Here is an 18738-nt window from a genome sequence, read left to right on the forward strand (position 1 = left end):
CTGTAAAGAATTGAAACTGCCGCTACATGGACTGGCTAACAAGGTAAAACAGATAGACGATAAACAGAAATGAGCCCAAGAGAACCGTTTCGAACATGACCGCTCTTTTCCTCTTTTTCTTTATGATCCTCTGTCCCGACCGTCTGCTTGACCGCTGTCCGTTTACAGGCTGGGCCGGCATTTTGCTTCTTCCCTTATTGTTCAGGGTGGAAACCATTTCATTGCGCATCTCTTCGGCGCTTTTATATTTTCCATACAAGCCTTTCAGGAGAACAGATTGGAAGGGAGACAGCATGGCGCTGTTTTTGACAGCGTCCTTCAGCTGCTGTCCCCCGTCCTTCCTTTTATCAAACCGTTGGGGATACGCCAGGTTGATCATAATCATACTTGCAGCGAACAGGTCATAGGAGGGTTCAGCCTTCCGGGTACCAAGACCCCAGTAGCCCCTGTCAAAAAACTCGGTATATTCCTTGATTGACCGCCCAATTTGAGTCGTTCCTCCCACATCGATCCAGCGAATGCGGTGCGGAGGCCCTACGACGAGCAGGTTGTCGGGCTTTAAATCGCCGAATACCCAGCCGGCCTGATGAAGCATCTGCAGATCCGTGAGAAGCTGGACGAGGAGGATGGCCGCCCATTCTTCTTTATGGTTCTTCATGAAGTGAAACAATGTATCCCCTTTTAAATACTCCATCACATAAAAGGGGATCTGCTGCTGTCCTTGAAGATAGTCATCCACATCGATTAAAGAAGGCCCAAGGATTTTGCCTTGGACCCTTGAAAAGTGTTTTAACACGTTGACTTCCGAAATAATCGCCATGCTGTCATGGCCTGTTTTAACAGCGACCTTGCCGTTTCTTCCGGCAGCAAGATACACAGTTCCTGTAGCCCCTGAGCCCAGCTCTCTAATGATGGAATACTCGTTTCGGTGCCATTTGCCGGTAACCAGTTCACCGGCCCTGAGCTTAAAAACCTGACCCTTCGAAGTATTCTTCTTCATCACCGGTGATCAATCTCCTTTTTGCACGCCTGTTCGTAAATTCATTGATCGCGGCTTTTATCGCCGGACCGGTCGGGGTAATACCTCCCGATGAAAGCTTGCTGAACGCACTGGTGATCGAATTTAACTGAGGGGTCCAATCGATCAGCTTTTCTGTATCATCCTTCTTGCCCGGAAATGCATACAGAGCGAATTGATTGTAGCCCATCCTTGAGTTCAGGGATATGGATAAGTCAATGAGCGACTCCTGTACAGTAGCCAGCTTCTTCTCCATGCTCCCGGACGAATCTACGAGAATGAGCAATTCCAGATCCATGGTTTCACCGAGATCATCTACCACTTCCATAACTTCCCCCCGTTTTTCTGGCGGAAGGTCCTCGATAGTCGAATCTTTCCCAAGAATCTGCTGAAGTTCGCTGTTGATGACGCCATGAATCGTTTGTGCCATCCCTTTTCTCGTGACCATCTGAACAGTCTGGGAAAGCTGAGCTGTATAGACGATCTGGCTCACACCACCTCCTGACAAGGATATATCCTCCACTTCTTTCAAGCCTTTATGAAGGTATTCAGGACTGTTCTCTTCCATAATGCCGATTACATTTATCGTAATGCCATGTTCGCGTGCAAGCGCCGCCATCGCAACCGGATCCTCGCCCTGGTTTGAGCAGCCATCTGTGATTAGAAGCACCTGGCGCAGTGTACCTTTTTTTATGTCCATATAAATCGTCTCCTCTCATCATGATTTGCTGTTATCATCCTTGTCATCGATGAGGGGATTTATACTTTTATTCTTTGAAATTATTGAGCTTTCGGGCGTTTAATATTGATTTTCGGAAAATGAGGTATGGATGCCCATTTCGGAATGTTACGGTTTATTTTCGCTACCACCACCGTCATATCGTCTTCAATCGAATTCGATCCTGTGCGAATGACCTCTTCCATAAGCAAGTCTGCCATGGCCTGAGGATCGTCTGTCCCCATCTCTTTGATCTTCCGCTTCATCCACGCATTAATGTTCTCCACATGCTTTGGCCCCTCATAGATTCCGTCGCTCATCATGATGAGCAGGTCCCCTGCCTTCAGCTGCTCACTGACCACATCGACTTCAAACTCTTCAATGATTCCAATGGGAAGGTTGCTTGCCTCAATCATTCTTACCTGGTCACCGCGTTTGACAAAGCTTGGTGATGAGCCGATCTTCAAAAATTTCAGTGAAGCATCCTGAAGGTCAATCATAGCGAGATCCAGTGTGGAAAAGATCTCATCTGTCGTGCGAAGAGAAAGAACTGAGTTGACCGATTTGATAGCCACTTCTTCATCGATTCCTGATTTTAATATCTTTTGAAGCAGCTCCAGTGTTTCATTGCTCTCTTTAAAAGCCCTTTCTCCATTTCCCATGCCGTCTGAAATCGCAATGGCATATTTTCCGCCGCCAAGCTCGATCGTGGAATGGCAGTCGCCGGATAGCCATGCTCCTCCCTTTGCCGCAGAAGCAATGCCTGTTTCAATGATAAACTCACGTGCCGATCCGAACGACACATGGCAATTGCCGTTCTGGTAATAGCTGCACTCCTCTTTTTTTACAACAATCGTCTCCTGAAGGATATCTGATAAAAGAGGGGCAATGATTTTTTCACACTCCCCGCTGCCCTGGCAATATGGGAGGCTCAATTCAATATCCACATTGGACGCTTCAAGGCTGTATACGTCGATATGCCCCAGCTCAATGCCCGCATGCAGGATCGCCTCTTTAATCTGCTCCTCCTGCACCTGATGGTTGGCATGCTCTCGTTGGATTTCCTTCGCAAAATCCCCCATCACCTGCGATACGCCAAGCAACTGATTAGCAACCAGCTTCCGGCTTTCCTGCACCTGCTGCTTCAGCTTCTGGCTGGCCCGATACTGAGAGAGCTCTTTCGAAATAGCATCTGTAATCTTTTGAGGCTTCACACAATGCTTTTCCCATTCTAGTTTAAGCCGCCGATCTTTTATTTCCTGATATTGCTCCTGCTCGTACATAATTTGGGACATCATCTCATACGTTTTAGTAAAATTAACTGCCCAGCACTGTTCCTTCTTAAAACAAGTCTGGCACGTTTTTTCTGTGATGTTGCTTAAAAACAAATCAACTTCGCGGTCGTTGCTCTCTTCATATTCATCTTCTCCATAGGAAGAGAAGGAATGAGACAGCGCCTGGAACATTGACGAAAACTGTTCTACACGGTTCGCCGTCACGTCTCTGATCTTTTTAACATACTGCTGCTGTTCATTAGAATGTTCCCGGGATCCCGGCACATAGCGGGCAATGCTCGAAATCACGGCATTCGGCGTGAGTAAAAAAAGAGCAATGGCAATACCTGACTCAATCATCGTCTGCATAATGGCTACATTTCCTTCGCCATACAGACCGATCAGTAATGTGCCGATTAACAGGCCGAAACCGACACCAAGCCGCTTCCCTTCTTTCAGCAGCCCGCCCAAGAGACCCGCAAAAGCAAGCAAGCTCATTTGGTAGAGGCTACCTACATTGGCCAAACTTAAAATCAACCCCGTTACGACGCCGACCGTTGAGCCGATCGCCGCTCCGCCAACAAACGCGAACATCAGAACTAAATATCTTGAAACGATATGTTCAACCGAATAATGGTGAATTTCCCATCCGATGGTCCCGGTCATGACAGAGGCCAGCAATATCATAAAACAAATGATTTCTTCATTCTTTAACGATTGTGGAATTCGTTTGAAGTTCAATAGAGGAATACTTTGCAAAAAGATCAAGGTAAGTACGAGTGAAAGGCCCGCTTCAACAGCTCCCATCATGTACTCACTGATTTGAGGGTTTCCTGACGTAAGAAAGATGGTCGCCAGCCTGGCCGTTATGCTTGTCAAGAATACGACGGCCGGCACCCATCTGGCACGGTTCTTTGTCATCAGGTCAGCTGCTTTTTGATAAACAGCATAAATGACAACTCCCGTTATTATGTAAAATGCGTTGATGGGCATATGGGACAGCGCACCGGCCACCAGTGCAAGAATCGCAATACCTGTCCGTTCCTTCCGCAAAATGTATACTGAAGCGATCAGCGGCAGGGCAAAAGGTGTTATCTCTGATAGAATCATAGCTCGTCCAAGTAAAAAACCAACAGCAAACAACAACAGTCTCCAGTTTAAAAGCACACTTTCCAGCCTGTGCATGAAGCGTTTACTCATGCCGACTGAAAGATTCTGCGTCTTCTCAAACCACACCATCACCCGAAGAGGTCCCATTACATTTCTGTCCGCCTTTTGATACATCCTCCACACCACCCCAATAGTTTTTGTGTGTATCATTATACCCACAGGTAATTCACATTTTTTGTCAAACGATTAGAGCATGTTCAAAAAACTTCTCGACGTACAAATACAAAAAATCTGTATTGTCTTGGACAAATACAAAAAACCCTGTATTTTTTTATAAAAATACAGGGTTGATAATTATATGTAATTGGTGACCCGTACGGGATTCGAACCCGTGTTACCGCCGTGAAAGGGCGGTGTCTTAACCGCTTGACCAACGGGCCAGTCTTATTTTTTTTGTAGAAAAACATGGTAGCGGCGGAGGGAGTCGAACCCACGACCTCACGGGTATGAACCGTACGCTCTAGCCAGCTGAGCTACACCGCCATGTTAAAGACACAAGTAATATATTACAAGAATCCATACCACCTGTCAACGGTTTTTCAAAAAAGATTAAAAAGAAAAGCTGTTTTCTAAAAGATTGTTGCTTTGGGAACCTTCTTGTAAAGAAGCTTCATTGATAGGTTGATTGGAGTGTAAGGTGCGAGACTCCTGCGGGAGCAGCGGGACAGGTGAGACCCACAGGCGCATGCGTCGAGAAAGTAGGCGCTGGCGCCGGTAAGGCTCACCGCCCGCCCCGCGGAAAGCGAGCATCCTGAAACGGAAATCAACCACTCCAAAAAGCAACAAAGCTTAAGAAAGCAGCCAAAAGAAAAGCTGAAGCAGCCGATCCGCCTGAAAAAAATCAAAAAGAAAAGACATCCCTTGAGAGATGTCTTTGTATTTATATAAGGTTGTGAAGCTTGAGCATTCAAGTCAGCAGCCTATTAGCCTCGGCGAGCTCCGCGTCCGCCGCGTTTTGACTCTGTTTGGCGTTTCAATGTTGCCAGACGGTCTTCACTGTCTTTTAAGAATTTACTCATTTTATCTTCAAATGTTACAGCCGTGTTAAAACCGCCATTGCCGCGAGGAGAACCTTTGCGCTGTTTATTGAATCCGCCTTTTGACGGGCCGAATCCGCCGCTTTTCGGTGCACCAAAGTTTCCTTTGTTTGCTCCGTAGCTGTTTCTCACCGGTGCAGGATTATCTTTCGCCTTTTTAATGGACAAGCCGATTTTGCCGTCTTTTTCGATATTCATGACTTTAACTTCGACTTCATCACCGACTTTTAAGTGGTCGTTAATGTCCTTAACATAATTGTCCGCAACTTCACTAATGTGCACAAGTCCGGTTGTTCCTCCTGGCAGCTCGACAAACGCTCCAAAATGAGTAATTCCTGTAACCTTACCTTGCAACTTGCTGCCTACTTCAATTGACATGAAGAAAATGCTCCTCCTTAGGTATTCATAAGTTTACTTTATTATACATGTGAAAAATTCGGGATGTCAATCCGACGAAGACCCTGGTACTTTAAATACGGTCTCCCCCTTCTTTGACATGAAGTAATCACGCCTTGCAATCTCCCCGATATAATCAACGTCTTTTAGTTTATGCACTTCATCTTTTAATTGTGACTTCTTATTTTTCGTCTGCTCTAATTTGGCCTTCAGGTGTTTTTCTTGCTTCCCCTTATCCTCGAGTGAGACCATTTGGGAAGTGATGGTTGAGATCAGCATAAAGGCAAAAAACGAAAAAACCACCATAAAAGCTGCCAGGCGTCGATATAAACCACGTTTCTTCTTCGCGTCGATCTTTTGCTGGAGATGATGTTCTTTAACGTAGCCCGTATTTAATTCAGTAATCTTCTCTTTATTAAACTGGACCATGCCCACCCTCCTATTTCTCCTGTTTGCGGAACCAATTTTTGACTGTATTCTTCAGAGAAATAAGAATCCCTGCTTTTTTTAGCCATTTACCTTTTAAATTATACCATGTTTGCTTAGGAATGAAACGCGAAATCAGTCTAAATAACCATTTTATTGGAGAAAAAACAATCTTGAGCAGCGTGAAAACAATGGCCCAAACCCATCTTGCCGCCAAAATGCCTATAGCAAAAATGATAGAGATTACCCATTTTACAGGCTTTATGATAAGTCCATAGAAAAGCCGTACGAAAAAACTGAACAATTGTGTGACAATGCGGATCATTACTTCCAGCACGCGTTTATAGCCTGTTTGCAGCAACGCTTTATAAAAACTGAAGCCGCACAAAAGAGCCGCAAAAATATACAAACGGAGATTGGCATGGTTCACATGAAGCAAAACATAAAAGACGATCAGTGCCTGCAGAAGCCAGAAAATCAAGTCATTGATAAAGTGCAGCCAGTACCATTTTCGGCGTTCATGGACGAAACGGCCATACGTATCAATCGCCATCCCGATCCATATTCCCATGGCTGCCATGGACAGCATCGTCTGGAATTGTACAGATAAGGTCATTTGAAAAGCTTGCCGAAAAATCCTTTGGTTTTTTCCCCGCTCTGCTGGTCAAGATAAACAAGGTCAAATACTTTCCCTTCTATGGACACCATGCCGGATTCCACATCCAGATTCTTCATTTTCAGGTTGGTACCCCGGATTGCAAGAAAGCCCATCGTTGTTTCCAGTAGAAACTCCTCGTTATCAAAGCTTTCAACCTGTTTGACACCAGTGATCTCAAGTTTTTTCCGGCCAACCATTTTCACGTCATGATCTGGAAGGTTCGCATTATTTAAGGAGCCATAGTTATGATATTGGTCCATTCTAATCCCCCTCTTTCGCTTTATGTTTATGAAAAGAGGGACAACTTTAGAACTTGGACTAAACAAAGAAAAGCGCATCCTCCGAGGACTAGGGATGAAATTAATGTTTTAAGCTAAAAACAAAAGATAAGTTTCCCCATCTGACCGCTAAAGACCAGACATCGCATACTAATGTTTAAAAGAGACCTCAAGTCTTTTTCTCCAATCACACCCCACAAAAAATCAACAACATACATGGACTAACAGAGCTAAATAAAAGAAGAGCCTAGAACTTAGGCTCTTCTTCCGTTGATTGAAGTGATTCCTCATTGATGATGGTATACATTTGGCCAGCTTCCTCTTTTTTAGTGAACTCCTTTAGCTCGTCTACGCGAACGGTCACGAGTTTCTGTCCGAAGCGGATAGAAAGTTCGTCACCGGCTTTCAGAACCGAAGAGGATTTGGCCTGTTTGCCGTTGATGGCGATGCGGCCTTGATCAGAAATTTCCTTTGCTACCGTCCTTCTTTTAATAAGACGGGAGACTTTAAGAAATTTATCAAGACGCATTTACTTTACGGCTTCCTTTAACTTGTTCCCTGGACGGAAAGCCGGAACTGTAGAGGCAGGGATGCTGATCTCTTCTCCAGTTTGCGGGTTGCGCCCTGTACGGCTTGAACGCTCTCTTGTTTCAAACGTTCCGAATCCTACGAATTGTACTTTGTCCCCGCTCTTCAACGCATTTGTAATCTCATCAACAAGACCACTTACTACCACTTCAACGTCTTTCTTGGTTAAACCTGATTTCTCAGCAATATTTGTCACTAGTTCATTTCTGTTCATTTTTAAAAACCTCCTTAGCATTCTTTCAAAAGATTCGGGCAAAGTCCAGAAAACTTAAGGGTTCTGCTTGCTCTCGAACAATATTCTCTAAGAAAAAACAGATTCCTTCCCGGTTTTACAAATTTTCTTTCGCCTGATTCCAGAGCTGGTCCATCTTTTCCAGAGAGGCTTCCTCTGGAGTTAGCCCTTCTTTGCTTAGTTCATTTTCGATATAGCGGAACCGGGCATAGAACTTTTGATTCGTCAGAGCCAGTGCTTCTTCCGGATGGATGCCGTAAAAACGTCCGAGGTTCACCATGGTGAACAGCATGTCCCCAAATTCCTTACGGCGCTCATCGTCGGATTCTGCGGCCTTCCATTCATCGAACTCTTCCCTTAACTTATCTAAAATAGGCGTGACCTCATCCCAGTCAAAACCGGCCTTTGCCGCTTTTTTCTGATAATCATAAGCTTTGTGCAATGCAGGAAGCCCTTTTGCTACCCCATCAAGGAGCGAGCGGCGGTGCTCATTTCCTTTTTCCTTAGATTTGATCTGCTCCCAATTTTGAAGCACTTCATCCGATGTATCGGCTTCTACGTCACCGAATACATGAGGATGGCGCCTAATCATTTTTTCTGCCAGACCCGAGATCACTTCATCTATTGAAAAATAACCTTCATCTTCACCGATCTGGGCATGCAGCAAGACTTGAAGGAGAACGTCCCCCAATTCCTCCGCTAGATGCTCATCATCTTCATCATCGATGGCTTCAAGCACTTCATAGGCTTCTTCGATTAAATATTTTTTCAACGATTCATGCGTTTGTTTCTTGTCCCATGGACAGCCGTCCGGCCCGCGCAGTTCTCTGATGATACCCCGCAGATGCTCAAAATCCCGGTACAGCATTTCCTCTTTATCAACGGGAGGAACATAGACGGCCGTCAAATTATTGAGCGTGACAGAATGATCCAGTTCATAGAGGTGAACCCACTGAATGGATTCTTCGGCACTTCCTGCAGCGGTCACAACAGCAACGTTAAAGTCATCCGGATACTTTTCCATTAACGTCAGTTTTACTTCGGAAGCGATGAATCCATCATAAACCTGCACGATGATGAGGTGGTTGCGGATCTGGATGTGTTCCTTCTTCAAGCTGGTGCCGTCCAAGATTTGACATCCATCAATCGGGTCAATTTTTAAAGCGGTATACATCTCATCCAGAAAACTTTTGCCTCCCGCCACTTTCACTTCAACGCCGCGGCTGTCAGCTTCCTTCAGCAGCAGCTGAACGGTTTGCTCGGCAACAAGCGGATGACCCGGCACGGCATAGATGATGTGATCTGAAGAAGCCTTTTGGAATAAAACAGAAGTGATTTCACGATAAACATCTTCAAAAGCATCATGTTTTTCATAGATGTCATCAAAGAAAGTCATCTTGACGCCTTCCTGCTCCAGCTGAGCTACAGCTGGATGATCATTTGTACGGACAAAGACATGTTCTGCCTTAAGCAGCATCCGGTACACTCCTACAGTGAGCTGATCCAGGTCCCCTGCTCCCAGTCCAAGTATTGTTATCGAATAAGGCATGTTAACTCCTTCTTTCTTTCCAGCGTTTCAACATATGCTGTAATTTTTGTAGTTTAGGAATGCGGACCAGTTCTTCTACCTTAAATACTTTAGCTGTTGCGAGTGCCACAAAAAGAGCGACCCCGCCGCCTGCACTGGCAGCCAGTGAAATGACAGCATCCGCCGATCTGGATTCTGTCATCACACGATCCAATCCTGATTTTATGATCCATGCCGTAAGCGACATCACAGCCGCAGCGCCGCCGATGCGTATGCCATAAAATTTTTCTGCAGCAGCAAAGCCTGTTGTTCTTTCTAATATGACAAGATTTATTGCCGCTGCGGCAATGGATGCCAATACAGTGGCAAAACTTGCTCCCATTGGACCCCATAACGGCATCATAGCAAGGTTTCCTGCCACTTTAACAATAAAAGCAGCTGATACACTCATCACAGGATAGGTACTGTAACCCATCCCCTGCAAAAGGCCGGTGGATACAAGGAAAAGGGAAACGGTCAGGATAGAGATACCCAGGACTGCGATTTCCAAGGATCCTTCCGCGCTCTCAAAAAGCATCCGGTTTACAGGCTCGATAATCACGGCAAGGCCTGCCGAAGCGGCTAGACCGATAATAAAAACAGCCTTTATCGAGATACCGCATATTTTTTGAATTCTGGCAGAGTCCAAACGTACTTTTGCCGCGGCCACCGCTGGGACAGCAGCAAGGGAAATGGATGTTGCAATGACCGTACCCAGCTGAAGGAGCGGCTGCGCCCTGTCAAAGATCCCTTTTAAACTTCTTGCCTCCCCTAGCGACACCCCATTTTGCTGCAGTAGATTTACGAACGTAAACGCATCCGCCAGCTGGAATAAAAGTAAAATCATTGAGCTCAATGATAATAGAAGCCCCGCTGAAAGGAGCTGAAAACCTATCTTTCTTGATGGCTTGGACCCCACTATCCAGCTTTTCTTCCGGCTCCCGGATCGGTAGAAATAGAGAACTAAAACGAGCAGCCCTGCCAAAGAACCGACAGCAGAGCCAGCGGAAGCTCCCGCACCAGCAATATAGACATTATAGCCATGTGAAATAAAATAATAGGAAAACCCAATGATACAGGCGACCCGGATGAACTGTTCTGCCACCTGGGAAAAAGCTGTGGGTTTCATTTGTTCAAATCCTTGAAAGATTCCCCTGAAAACGGCCACAAAGGGTACGGTCAAGTAGATCAGCGAAGTTGCCTGAATCGGAAGCTGAAGCCCCGGGTCACCCATCCAGCTTGCAATCTTGGCTGATGCAAAAAACACCAGAAGAAAAAGAAGCAAGCCTGCCGCAATAAATGCAGTAAATGCACTTCGGATGATCGTGCCTCTCTCCTTTTCTAAAAGACCTTCTGACCTTTCAGACAGAAGACGGGAAAGAGCAACAGGAAACCCGGCCAGCGCAAACGCTGAGGCGATGCCGTAAAACGGATACACCTGCTGAAACACATAAAACCCCGTATTGCCTGTTATATTTTGATAAGGAATGCGGTAAACCACACTTAGAATTTTTACGATAAACATGGCGATGGTCAACAAAAATGCCCCATGCCAAATCCGTTTCGATTGTTCGTCCATACCTGCTCCTAAACACTGCATCGAATAAAAGTATAAGTATTATAGCATAGTTAGAAAAGCTGAAGCCGCTGTTTAGAGACGAAATGCACTGGAGGTCTTTGGCATAAAACGCTTTTTGTTTTCTGACAAAGACCGAAGTGGTCGAGTCTCTAGCGGCTGAAGCTGGATCAAGAAAAGCTGAAGCCGCCTGTTTAGAGACGACAAGCGCTGGAGTTCTCATACAGCAACACGCTTTTGTGTTGAGGTGGGAGATCGAAGCGTTCGAGTCTCTAGGCACTGAAGCTGGATCAAGAAAAGCTGAAGCGCCTGGTTAATAGCAGAAAAAAAGAAGGAGCCTCAGCTTCCTTCTTTTAGTGTTCCATTTGTCTGGCAAGAAAGCCCGCTGCAGTCTCTGCAAGCTTTTGCTCGAGTTCTGTGATTTTCTTGCCTTCTTTTGATATTAATGCAACGGCTCCAATCGGATCTCCGCTCGCTACAATCGGTGCAATAACGTAGGATGATGACTCTTTCGTTCCATCTACGATCTCTACTTCGCTTCCATTGGAATCAAGCAGTGATTTTCGGTCGTTCATTGATGATTCAATCATTTTGCCGATGCTTTTGTTCAGATAGTCTTTCTTTGATCCGCCAGCTACCGCAATAAAAGTATCACGGTCAGCGATGAGAACTAAATGTCCCGAACTGTCAGCCAAGGATTCAGCATATTCTTTTGCAAAATCACCGAGCTCATTGATCGGTGAATATTTTTTTAATATCACTTCGCCATCCCTGTCCACAAAAATTTCAAGTGGATCTCCTTCTCTGATGCGGAGCGTACGGCGAATCTCTTTCGGTATAACAACCCGGCCAAGGTCATCAATACGGCGTACAATGCCTGTTGCTTTCATAGAATAATGCCCTCGCTTTCATATGGTGTATTCACTGGATGTAATACATAAATGAAACCTTCTTTTGAAGATTGTTCCATTCCCTGCTAGTATTATTTGTTACCTTGCGAGTTCTATTCATCAAAAGCATTGTTTTTGGCCGGGCCTAATTTTTTTCCAGGCTGTTTTCTTTGTTGTTCTTGGAAGTGGTTGATTTCCATTTCAGGATGCTCGCTTTCCGCGGGGCGTGCGCTGAGCCCTACTCGGCGCAAGCGCCTGCGTGGTCTCATCTGTCACGCTTCCCCCGCAGGAGTCTCGCACCTTCCACTCCAATCAACTTGTCAATGAAGGCTCTTTGCAAAAATGTTCCCAAAGCAACAATCTTTTTAGAAGAAAGCCTTTTTCTACGATCTGGACTTGGCTTTATCTTTTTTGACGCTTTTTAGCTTCTTCAGTACCTGCTCCATTGCCTGAAGCAGTTCTTTATCCGAGATGCGTTTTTTGTTAAATAATATTTTAAGTCTTTCTTTTTCCACACCAAGATTAATGAACCGTCCGAGCTTGTTGACGATATCAAACAGCTTGGCACCATCTATTTTCTCTGTCGCTTCCTGCGACAGCATGAGGGTTACCGTATCGCCTTTTTGCTCAATGCTGTCCGCGCTTTCTTGTTTGGCCAGCTCTTTAATCCTCGCAATTAACAGCAAGCATTCCACTTCAACCGGATAATCTCCAAAACGGTCGATCAGACTGTCATGAAGCTCATCGACATCAGCAAGGGAGTTCGCCGCCTTAAATTGCTTGTACATGTCAATCTTCTGTTTGCTGTCATCGATATAGGTCGAAGGAATATAGGCATCCACTTCAATATTAATATCAATCACAGGCACAGTTTTCTTCGGCTTGTCGCCTTTTCTTTCTTCAATGGCTTCCTGCAGCATTTGAGAATAGAGGTCAAATCCAACAGAGTCAATAAAGCCATGCTGTTGAGCCCCAAGAAGGTTACCCGCTCCTCGGATCGACAGGTCACGCATTGCAATTTTAAAGCCTGAGCCAAGTTCTGTGAACTCCTTGATCGCCTGAAGTCTTTTTTCAGCCACTTCCGTAAGCACTTTATCCCGCTGATAGGTAAAATAAGCATAAGCGACCCGGTTGGAGCGCCCAACCCTCCCTCTTAACTGATAAAGCTGGGAGAGGCCCATTTTGTCAGCATCATAGACAATCAATGTATTGACGTTCGGTATGTCTACACCCGTCTCTATAATGGTCGTGGACACTAGCACATCTGTATTGCCTTCAAGGAAATCAAGCATGACAGATTCCAGTTCGTTCTCCGACATCTGTCCGTGAGCCGCAGCTACCCGGACATCAGGTATGAGAGCTGATATCTGTTCGGCCATCCGATCAATCGTTTCTACACGGTTATATAAAAAGTAAACCTGGCCGCCGCGCCCAAGTTCGCGCTCGATCGCCTCTCTCACAAGGGATGCGTTGTATTCCACTACATAGGTTTGAACAGGAAAACGGTTTTCAGGCGGTGTTTCAATGACTGATAAGTCCCTTACACCAAGCATGGACATATGGAGCGTCCTCGGTATAGGGGTCGCCGTTAACGTCAGTACATCAACGTTAGATTTTAACCGTTTGATTTTTTCTTTATGAGTAACCCCAAACCGCTGTTCCTCGTCAATAATCAGAAGGCCCAGATCATGATACTGGACATCCTTGGAAAGTAAACGGTGTGTTCCGATGACAATATCAACAGTTCCGTTCTTAAGCCCTTTCGTCACTTCCGACTGTTCCTTTTTAGAACGGAACCGGCTGAGTGAACCAATGGAAATCGGAAACTCGGCAAATCGTTCACGGAAGGTTTCGTAGTGCTGCTGAGCCAAGATCGTCGTTGGAACGAGGAATGCCACCTGCTTACCGTCCATAACTGCTTTAAAGGCGGCACGGATAGCCACCTCCGTTTTGCCATAGCCGACATCCCCGCAAAGAAGGCGGTCCATGGGGCGGGTCCTTTCCATATCGACCTTAATTTCATTAATAGCCCGAAGCTGATCGTCTGTTTCCTGATAAGGAAAGGAGGACTCAAATTCCTGCTGTTCAGCTCCATCTTTTCCGAACGCATAACCAACACTGGCTTCGCGTTCAGCATAGAGCTTGATCAAGTCATCCGCAATATCCTGCACCGAAGACTTAACTTTGCTTTTGACCTTCTTCCAGTCACTTCCGCCCAAGGCATAGATTTTCGGTTCCTTCGCTTCAGAACCGACAAACTTCTGCACTTGGTCGATCTGCTCGACAGGCACATAGAGCTTGTCATTTCCGGCATACCGAATGTGAAGATAATCTTTGTGGACCCCTTTTATTTCAAGGGTTTCAATCCCTAAGTATTTCCCAATCCCATGGTTAACGTGTACGACATAATCGCCGACTTTAAGTTCTGAGTAGCTTTTGATCCGTTCGGCATTGGACATTTTTTGAGAGCGTACTGGACGTCTTGCTTTCTTTGTAAAGACTTCTTCCTCTGTGATGACGGCAAGCTTCTGTTTCGGTGATTCGAAACCACTCGATAGGTCACCAATCAAAATTTGATTCACTTTCGGCTTAAGTACGGTATCGCCAGAAATAAGGCTCGCTTCCATTTCGTAGTCAGCCAGCACTCTTTCCAGACGCTTTGCCCGCTCCTCATTGGCGGCAAGAAAGACGACTGTATATCCTGTTTTCTTCCACCGCTCCAGTTCACCCTTCAGGACTTGTAGCTGCCCATGGAAATTCTGCATTCCTTTGCTTTCGACATTTACAATATTCTGCGGATTGGTGTGCGGAACATGGCGCAGGAAAAGCGATAGATAAATTTTATGGAATGGTGCCTGCTGTAGGATATCGCTCTCTTGTGATAAACGGATATCCGTCAGAATTTCCCCTTGCATCAGCAGTGATGTATGCCATTCTGCTTCTTCTTTTTCCAGCTGGTTCGACATCTCCTGAACACGGCTGACTTCATCCATTACGATAATACTGTCCTTCGGCACGTAATTCAGCAGACTGGCAGGCTCATCATAAAATAAGGATATATATTTATACATCCCCTGGTAGCGCTGCTTTTCCTTAAATTGGCCGATTTCATAAGCCGTATGTTCAACAAGCGTTTCTTTAACCTGCTTGTCTTTAATCTTTTTTAGTGTGGAGGCCACTCCGGCTTCCATCTTTTCAACCGCTGTTTCAAATTGTTCACTATAGAGCAGGATCTCCTGTGCAGGCCCGATCAATATTTTTTCTGTCTTTTTGTCAGATCGCTGCGTATCCGCTTCAAAAAAGCGAATTGAATCGATTTCCGTATCAAACAGCTCAATTCGGACCGGCAGTCTTTCTGTTAAAGGATAGATGTCCAGAATTCCGCCGCGCATACTGAACTCTCCTGGGGAGGAAACCATGCTTACCCGCTCGTACCCAATGGCCACGAGTGTATTCAATACGTGTTCAACCTCAAGATCCATTCCCGTTTCAAATTCAAGCTGACTCTGTTTCCATAAACTTTTTGGCGGCAGAAATCTCCTGACACCGGCAATCGGAGCTATAATGACGCCTTTATCCTTATGAGCCAAAAAGTTAAGCACTTCTAACCGCTGAGCTTTTAACTCGGGACTGGCAATTGCAATTTCTGAAGATATCAAATCATTGACCGGATAAAGAAAAACCTCTTCTTCCGGAAGCAGGCTGCATAGATCTTCATAGAGCTTCTGAGCCTGATAAAGATTATGAGTGATGACGAATTGTGTTTGTCCCGTCTGCTCATATAAAGAGGCAATTAGAAGCGTCCTTGCCGATCCGGATAATCCGGCGACCAGCTGTTCTTTCAGGTTTTCCTTTAAACCTGTCAGTACAGCCTGAAAATCATCGCCCTTGCTGTAGAGCTTTTTAAGTCCTAACATGTAAACCTCCCCCCTGATGAAATACAAACCCGTGTATTCCTCAGTACTATGTTGTATATGCTTACTGATGGTGTTTCTTGCTCTTTTCCCCGTTTATGATATGAATATTCTATTCTGCTTCAAACAGAAAAAGCCTTGGCCAGCTGCCAAAGCGACTTTCTTATTGAATAAAAGAATGGAGCGCATAGTAATCCGGGTTTCTCTCAAGCGCTTCATGGCAATCCTCGCAAATGGTTTTGACTTGTAAATGCCCTTGCTTGTCATACTCGAGCATCGCTTGCCTTTCTTCAGAAGTAAGTTCGTGGAAACCAAGCTGTTCTGAAGTAAGATTCTGGTGCTCCAGGCTTCCCACGTGCTTTCCACAGTGGCGGCAATGATAATGAATAGCCAATGACTCAGCCCCCTTATCCGGTTCATATTATGTTATGTTACTCCCATTATGAACGGAACAGGGGATTTCTATTCAGCCGTTGTACTTATTCATGACGCGTGAAAACGGCATAGACAGAAAGGCTTCACACGCATCAGATGACCGTTGAAGAGCTGATTCAATAAGAGGAGCGTCCTCTTTAGAAAACGGACTGAGAACGTAATCCGGTACAGGCTGGGCATTGGACGGCCTTCCAATTCCGAATCGGACTCTGTTATACTCCTGAGTGCCAATATGGGCGATAATAGATTTCATCCCATTATGGCCGCCGGCACTTCCTTTTTCCCTCAGCCTCAGTTTGCCCGCAGGGGTATCCAGATCATCGTAAATGACCACCATGTCCTCAACAGCCAATTTAAAATAATCTTTAAAAGGGCGGACACTTTCTCCTGATAAATTCATATACGTTAAAGGCTTTAACAAATACACCTTTTCTCCATTAATTACACCCGTCCCATAAATCCCTTTAAATTTTGATTGGTTTAAAGGAATGTTAAAACGCTTTGATAATTCATCGATCACCCAAAAGCCCACATTGTGGCGTGTATTTTCATATTCTCTGCCCGGGTTTCCGAGACCTACAAACCATTTCACATGAAATCCTCACTTTCATGGCCGCCGTCTTACACCAGCAGCCTATGATGATGCTACCTCATATTATACACTAAACTGTGCTGGTCATTAATTAAGAACACCTACAGAAAAGCCCATTGAGCCAGGCCCAATCAAAACAAACGGCGCAGCCTGCAAGCTGCGCCGTTCCTTATCTTCTGCTATTAATTATTCTTTAGGCCCGCCGGAACCTTTGTCCTCATTATCCACAGCTTTTCCTTCTGCATCTCCGCCTGGATCCGCTTCTGCTTCTTCTCGATCTTCAGCATCTTCGTCTTCCGTTTCAGCAACGGCCGGAGGTGTAACAGTCAGAACAACCTCTTCCTCGTCATCAACAATTTCATAAGAAGATGAGGCCGGAAGATCTCTTACAAGGAGGGAATCCCCAATGTTAAGATTTTCTGCATTGACTTCAATATGATCCGGGAAATCATTCGGCTTGGCTTTTACCGTCACCGTATGAAGAATACGCTGAAGGACACCGCCTTCTTTCACTCCCGGAGATTCGCCTGTAACCGTTAGAGGCACATCAGCTTCGATTTCTTTTTTAAGGTCAACCACGATGAAATCAATATGTCTGATTTCATTTTTTAAGTGATCTCTTTGTACTTCCTGAACCATTACCGACAATTTTTTCTTATCATCTGTAACCAGGGAAATAACCCCGTTTAGTCCATGGTCTTTTATTACTTTTATAAACTCTGTTTCTGTAACAGCTACAGACTGAGGTTCTGTGCCGCTGCCGTATACAACTGCAGGCACATTCCCTTCTTGTCTTAGTTGAGTGATATAAGAACGCTTTGTGGTATTTCGTTTATTGGCTTTGAGTTCTGTTGCCATATTATTTCACCCTTCCTAAATATATACGTCTCTATAAGAATTACCCTATTTTACGAAGTTTAAAACCAAGCAAGCAAAAACACTCCGAAAGCTGTCTATTAATCAAATAGTTTGGAAACAGAAAGCTGTTCGTGAACGCGAATAATCGCTTCTCCAAGCAATGGAGCCACAGATAGCTGAGTAACTTTGTCCGTGCGTTTTTCGTCTGGAAGGACAATCGTGTTCGTCACGACAAGTTCTTTAATCCTGGAGTTCTGGATGCGTTCCATTGCAGGACCTGACAATACAGGGTGTGTACAGCACGCATAGACTTCCTTCGCACCATTTTCAACAAGCGCGTTTGCAGCAAGTGTGATCGTACCTGCAGTGTCGATGATGTCATCAATCAAAATCGCCGTCTTTCCTTCAATGTTACCAACGATGTTCATGACTTCAGCCACATTCGGACGCGGACGACGTTTGTCAATGATCGCAATAGGAGCTTTCAGACGGTCTGCCATTTTTCTTGCACGTGTTACTCCACCGTGATCAGGAGAAACCACGACAATGTCATTAAGTTTCTTATCTTCAAAGTAATTGGCAAGAATCGGAACACCAAGAAGCTGATCCACTGGAATATCAAAGAATCCCTGGATTTGGGTAGCGTGAAGGTCGATAGTAATAACCCTTGTCGCGCCTGCAGTTTCTAAAAGGTTTGCTACTAGTTTTGCTGTAATAGGTTCACGCGCACGCGCTTTGCGGTCCTGGCGGGCATACCCGTAATAAGGAATGACCACATTGATCGTTTTGGCTGAAGCACGTTTAAGCGCATCAATCATGATAAGCAATTCCATTAAGTGCTGATTAACTGGGGCGCTTGTAGACTGAATAATATAAACTTCGCTCCCGCGGATGCTTTCTTCGATATTGATTTGAATTTCGCCATCGCTGAAGCGGGTTACAGAGCTTTTTCCAAGATCAATTCCAATATGCTTCGCAATTTCCTGTGCGAGTTCAATATTTGAATTTAACGTAAAAACCTTTAACGTAGAATCAACATAACTAGTAGCCATTAACACCTATTCCTTCCGTTTTTTAAACTACTTGCTCAATTTTCTTGTAAACAGCTTTA

The 18738-nt window shown here is 45.1% G+C and carries 19 protein-coding genes and 2 tRNA genes; all 21 read right to left on the reverse strand.

Annotation, left to right across the window (positions count from 1 at the left end; genetic code table 11):
* Positions 1–22: 22 nt before the first annotated feature.
* The 21 genes from AR335_RS22390 to AR335_RS22480 all read right to left on the reverse strand — a co-directional run bounded on the left by AR335_RS22390 (position 23) and on the right by AR335_RS22480 (position 18679).
* A complete protein-coding gene (locus tag AR335_RS22390) occupies positions 23–1000 on the reverse strand; it encodes a serine/threonine protein kinase (RefSeq protein WP_062240329.1) in 978 nt (325 codons plus the stop codon).
* Entirely contained in the window at positions 966–1712 is a 747-nt protein-coding gene (locus AR335_RS22395) for a VWA domain-containing protein (protein ID WP_062240384.1), read from the reverse strand. The genes AR335_RS22390 and AR335_RS22395 overlap by 35 nt, the downstream gene beginning before the upstream one ends.
* Before the next feature lie 86 nt (positions 1713–1798).
* On the reverse strand, positions 1799–4294 hold the full coding sequence (gene spoIIE / locus AR335_RS22400) for a stage II sporulation protein E (RefSeq protein WP_062240332.1): 2496 nt from the start codon (positions 4292–4294) through the stop codon (positions 1799–1801).
* Between the two features lie 191 nt (positions 4295–4485).
* Positions 4486–4560 (reverse strand) — tRNA-Glu (locus AR335_RS22405).
* A gap of 26 nt (positions 4561–4586) precedes the next feature.
* Positions 4587–4663 (reverse strand) — tRNA-Met (locus AR335_RS22410).
* An 86-nt stretch (positions 4664–4749) separates the two neighbouring features.
* Positions 4750–4947 (reverse strand): hypothetical protein, encoded by a 198-nt coding sequence (locus AR335_RS24600; RefSeq protein WP_156419136.1) that lies wholly within the window; start codon positions 4945–4947, stop codon positions 4750–4752.
* A gap of 156 nt (positions 4948–5103) precedes the next feature.
* The gene (locus AR335_RS22415; protein ID WP_053356248.1) at positions 5104–5595 is read right to left on the reverse strand and encodes a S1 domain-containing RNA-binding protein; all 492 of its coding nucleotides are present in this window, start codon (positions 5593–5595) and stop codon (positions 5104–5106) included.
* Between the two features lie 66 nt (positions 5596–5661).
* Positions 5662–6042 (reverse strand): FtsB family cell division protein, encoded by a 381-nt coding sequence (locus AR335_RS22420; protein WP_062240335.1) that lies wholly within the window; start codon positions 6040–6042, stop codon positions 5662–5664.
* Positions 6043–6052: 10 nt separating this feature from the next.
* On the reverse strand, positions 6053–6655 hold the full coding sequence (yabQ, locus tag AR335_RS22425; protein WP_062240338.1) for a spore cortex biosynthesis protein YabQ: 603 nt from the start codon (positions 6653–6655) through the stop codon (positions 6053–6055).
* Complete coding sequence (gene yabP / locus AR335_RS22430) at positions 6652–6957, reverse strand: sporulation protein YabP (protein ID WP_053356251.1); 306 nt, start codon at positions 6955–6957, stop codon at positions 6652–6654. The genes yabQ and yabP overlap by 4 nt, the downstream gene beginning before the upstream one ends.
* Before the next feature lie 265 nt (positions 6958–7222).
* Positions 7223–7504, reverse strand: coding sequence for an RNA-binding S4 domain-containing protein (locus AR335_RS22435; RefSeq protein ID WP_053356252.1), 282 nt, complete (start codon positions 7502–7504; stop codon positions 7223–7225).
* Positions 7505–7777: an HU family DNA-binding protein gene (locus AR335_RS22440; protein WP_053356253.1), complete on the reverse strand. Its 273-nt coding sequence runs from the start codon at positions 7775–7777 to the stop codon at positions 7505–7507.
* 115 nt (positions 7778–7892) lie between these two features.
* Positions 7893–9344, reverse strand: a complete 1452-nt coding sequence (gene mazG, locus AR335_RS22445) for a nucleoside triphosphate pyrophosphohydrolase (RefSeq protein WP_062240340.1) — start codon at positions 9342–9344, stop codon at positions 7893–7895.
* Position 9345: 1 nt separating this feature from the next.
* Positions 9346–10941: a putative polysaccharide biosynthesis protein gene (locus AR335_RS22450; protein ID WP_062240343.1), complete on the reverse strand. Its 1596-nt coding sequence runs from the start codon at positions 10939–10941 to the stop codon at positions 9346–9348.
* Between the two features lie 350 nt (positions 10942–11291).
* Positions 11292–11828, reverse strand: a complete 537-nt coding sequence (gene spoVT, locus AR335_RS22455; protein WP_053356256.1) for a stage V sporulation protein T — start codon at positions 11826–11828, stop codon at positions 11292–11294.
* Positions 11829–11941: 113 nt separating this feature from the next.
* The gene (locus AR335_RS24605; RefSeq protein ID WP_156419137.1) at positions 11942–12097 is read right to left on the reverse strand and encodes a hypothetical protein; all 156 of its coding nucleotides are present in this window, start codon (positions 12095–12097) and stop codon (positions 11942–11944) included.
* 114 nt (positions 12098–12211) lie between these two features.
* Positions 12212–15745 carry a transcription-repair coupling factor gene (mfd, locus tag AR335_RS22460; RefSeq protein WP_062240346.1) on the reverse strand — a complete coding sequence of 1178 codons (3534 nt, stop codon included), beginning with the start codon at positions 15743–15745 and terminating at the stop codon, positions 12212–12214.
* A gap of 160 nt (positions 15746–15905) precedes the next feature.
* Positions 15906–16136, reverse strand: coding sequence for an anti-sigma-F factor Fin family protein (locus AR335_RS22465; RefSeq protein WP_053356259.1), 231 nt, complete (start codon positions 16134–16136; stop codon positions 15906–15908).
* 72 nt (positions 16137–16208) lie between these two features.
* Positions 16209–16769, reverse strand: coding sequence for an aminoacyl-tRNA hydrolase (pth, locus tag AR335_RS22470; protein WP_053356260.1), 561 nt, complete (start codon positions 16767–16769; stop codon positions 16209–16211).
* 186 nt (positions 16770–16955) lie between these two features.
* Positions 16956–17627, reverse strand: coding sequence for a 50S ribosomal protein L25/general stress protein Ctc (locus tag AR335_RS22475; protein WP_062240348.1), 672 nt, complete (start codon positions 17625–17627; stop codon positions 16956–16958).
* A gap of 98 nt (positions 17628–17725) precedes the next feature.
* Positions 17726–18679: a ribose-phosphate diphosphokinase gene (locus tag AR335_RS22480; RefSeq protein ID WP_062240352.1), complete on the reverse strand. Its 954-nt coding sequence runs from the start codon at positions 18677–18679 to the stop codon at positions 17726–17728.
* Positions 18680–18738: the final 59 nt, after the last annotated feature.

The organism is Fictibacillus sp. FJAT-27399 (assembly GCF_001510655.1).
Classification (GTDB): Bacteria; Bacillota; Bacilli; order Bacillales; family Fictibacillaceae; genus Fictibacillus_C; species Fictibacillus_C marinisediminis.

What these genes read in the sequence shown, in the direction of transcription:
- yabQ (WP_062240338.1), bottom strand. Translation starts at nt 6,655, where the DNA reads ATGACCTTATCTGTACAATTCCAGACGATGCTGTCCATGGCAGCCATG.
- mfd (WP_062240346.1), bottom strand. Translation starts at nt 15,745, where the DNA reads ATGTTAGGACTTAAAAAGCTCTACAGCAAGGGCGATGATTTTCAGGCT.
- spoVT (WP_053356256.1), bottom strand. Translation starts at nt 11,828, where the DNA reads ATGAAAGCAACAGGCATTGTACGCCGTATTGATGACCTTGGCCGGGTT.
- AR335_RS22440 (WP_053356253.1), bottom strand. Translation starts at nt 7,777, where the DNA reads ATGAACAGAAATGAACTAGTGACAAATATTGCTGAGAAATCAGGTTTA.
- AR335_RS22435 (WP_053356252.1), bottom strand. Translation starts at nt 7,504, where the DNA reads ATGCGTCTTGATAAATTTCTTAAAGTCTCCCGTCTTATTAAAAGAAGG.
- AR335_RS22420 (WP_062240335.1), bottom strand. Translation starts at nt 6,042, where the DNA reads ATGGTCCAGTTTAATAAAGAGAAGATTACTGAATTAAATACGGGCTAC.
- AR335_RS22390 (WP_062240329.1), bottom strand. Translation starts at nt 1,000, where the DNA reads ATGAAGAAGAATACTTCGAAGGGTCAGGTTTTTAAGCTCAGGGCCGGT.
- AR335_RS22415 (WP_053356248.1), bottom strand. Translation starts at nt 5,595, where the DNA reads ATGTCAATTGAAGTAGGCAGCAAGTTGCAAGGTAAGGTTACAGGAATT.
- AR335_RS22450 (WP_062240343.1), bottom strand. Translation starts at nt 10,941, where the DNA reads ATGGACGAACAATCGAAACGGATTTGGCATGGGGCATTTTTGTTGACC.
- mazG (WP_062240340.1), bottom strand. Translation starts at nt 9,344, where the DNA reads ATGCCTTATTCGATAACAATACTTGGACTGGGAGCAGGGGACCTGGAT.
- spoIIE (WP_062240332.1), bottom strand. Translation starts at nt 4,294, where the DNA reads ATGTATCAAAAGGCGGACAGAAATGTAATGGGACCTCTTCGGGTGATG.
- AR335_RS22480 (WP_062240352.1), bottom strand. Translation starts at nt 18,679, where the DNA reads ATGGCTACTAGTTATGTTGATTCTACGTTAAAGGTTTTTACGTTAAAT.
- AR335_RS24605 (WP_156419137.1), bottom strand. Translation starts at nt 12,097, where the DNA reads ATGAGACCACGCAGGCGCTTGCGCCGAGTAGGGCTCAGCGCACGCCCC.
- AR335_RS22475 (WP_062240348.1), bottom strand. Translation starts at nt 17,627, where the DNA reads ATGGCAACAGAACTCAAAGCCAATAAACGAAATACCACAAAGCGTTCT.
- yabP (WP_053356251.1), bottom strand. Translation starts at nt 6,957, where the DNA reads ATGGACCAATATCATAACTATGGCTCCTTAAATAATGCGAACCTTCCA.